1 protein-coding gene is annotated in these 2,360 nt (G+C 69.6%); it reads left to right on the forward strand.

The window, feature by feature from the left end; genetic code table 11:
* On the forward strand, positions 1-2,360 hold a 2,360-nt coding region (locus NVV99_RS26145), incomplete at both ends, for an amino acid adenylation domain-containing protein (RefSeq protein WP_260783269.1).

Consider the following 2,360-nt stretch of genomic DNA (forward strand, 5'->3'; position numbering starts at 1 on the left):
GTGGCCGGTCGTGGCGACGCGGCGCTCGACGATCTGGTGGGCATGTTCGTCAACACCCTCGTGCTGCGCACCCGGGTCGAGGGCGGCGAGTCGTTCGAGCAGGTGCTCGGCCGGGTGCGCGGCGCCGACCTCGAGGCGTTCGGCCACGCCGACCTGCCGTTCGAACGACTCGTCGAGATCATCGACCCCGAGCGCTCCACCGCGCGTCACCCGCTGTTCCAGGTGATGTTGTCGTTCCAGAACCTCGAGACCGGCTCCCTCGAACTTCCGCGGCTGACCGTCGAGGCCGTCGACCTCGACATCGCGACCGCCAAGTTCGACCTCCAGTTCGTCGTCACCGAGACGCCGACCGCGACCGGTGCCGCCGAGTACTCGGTGGGCCTGGCCTACGCCACCGATCTGTTCGACACCCGCACGGTCGAGCGCGTCGCCGAGCGCTTCGTCCGTCTCCTCGATGCGGTCACCGGTGATCTCTCCGTCGCTATCGGTGATGTCGACCTGCTCGACGATGCCGAACGCGTGCAGGTCCTCGAGCAGTGGAACGACACCGGCCGCGCGCTCGACGACACCTCGACCCTCGTGGATCTGTTCGCCGAGCAGGTCCGGCGGTCGCCGGATGCGGTCGCGGTGGAGTTCGAGGGCGAGTCGCTGACCTACGGCGAGTTCTCGGAGCGTGTGAATCATCTTGCGCGGCATCTGATCTCGCTCGGTGTCGGTCCCGACGCGCGGGTGGGTCTGGCGATGCGCCGCTCGCTGGATCTGCTCGTCGGTATGTACGCGGTCGTTACGGCCGGTGGTGCCTACGTGCCGATCGATCCGGATCAGCCCGAGGATCGCAACGGGTACATCCTCGACATCGCCGCGCCCGTGGTGGTGCTGAGCACCGAACGCGACGGATTCCGGGTACCGGGGGAGAGGTCCGTCCCGAGCCTGCTCGTCGACACCCTCGACCTGTCCGCGACGGCGTCCGGGCCGGTCACCGACGCCGAGCGGACGTCTCCGCTGCGGGCGTCGAACACCGCCTACGTCATCTTCACGTCCGGATCGACCGGGCGCCCGAAGGGTGTGGCGGTGCCGTACGGCGCGATCGTCAACCGTCTGCGCTGGATGCAGCACGAATACCCGCTCACCGGCGCCGACGTGGTGCTGCAGAAGACCCCGTTCACCTTCGACGTGTCGGTGTGGGAGTTCTTCTGGCCCTTGCAGATCGGCGCCCGGCTGGTGGTCGCCGTGCCCGACGGTCACCGCGACCCGCGGTACCTGACCTCGGTGATCGAACGGTGCGGCGTGACCGTCGTGCACTTCGTGCCGTCGATGCTCGCGGTGTTCGTCGCCGAGGCATCGGCCGACGACCTCACGTCACTCCGTCACGTCTTCGCCTCCGGTGAGGCACTGCCGCCCGCACTGGCCGCACGCACGCGGGCACTGCTGTCCGATGCCGGCCTGCACAACCTCTACGGCCCCACCGAGGCGGCCGTGGACGTGACCTACCACGAGGCCACCGACGCCGACACGGTCTCCGTGCCGATCGGCGCCCCCGTGTGGAACACCCGCGTCTACGTCCTCGACGAGCGTCTCGCGCCCGTGCCCGTGGGGGTCGCGGGAGAGCTCTATCTCGCGGGAGCCCAGCTCGCCCGCGGGTACATGCAGCGCCCCGACCTCACGGCCGAACGCTTCGTCGCCTCGCCGTTCGGCGACGGTGAGCGGCTGTACCGCACCGGCGACCTCGTGCGCTGGACGGAGGGCGCCGGCGAACTCGACTACATCGGCCGCACCGACTTCCAGGTCAAGCTTCGCGGTCTGCGCATCGAACTCGGCGAGATCGAGACCGCGCTGCTCGCCCTCGACGAGGTCGACCAGGCCGTCGTGCTCGTCCGTCAGGACCAGCTCGTCGCCTACGTCGTCCCGCAGGCCGGTGCGACCTTCGACCAGGTGGCGGCTGGTGCGGCACTGTCCGCGCAGTTACCGGCCTACATGGTGCCCGCCGCCTACGTGCTCCTCGACGCCATGCCGCTCGGTGCGTCCGGCAAGCTCGACCGCAAGGCACTGCCCGACCCGGTCTTCGAGGTCAAGGAGTTCCGCGCTCCCACCACCTCCACCGAGCAGGTCGTCGCGTCGATCTACTCCGAGGTCCTCGGTGTCGACCGCATCGGCCTCGACGACGACTTCTTCGCGCTCGGCGGCAACTCGCTCATCGCCACCCAGGTGGTCTCCCGCATCGGTGCCGCGCTGAACGCCACCGTTCCGCTGCGCCTGCTGTTCGAGGCCTCCACCGTGGAAGAGCTTGCAGCGCGCCTCGAACGCGGGGTCTCCGGCGGTCCGCGCCGGCCCCTCGTCGCCACCGAACGACCTGACCGGGT

It is taken from the genome of Rhodococcus sp. PAE-6, from assembly GCF_025290685.1.
Taxonomy (GTDB): Bacteria; Actinomycetota; Actinomycetes; order Mycobacteriales; family Mycobacteriaceae; genus Rhodococcus; species Rhodococcus pyridinivorans.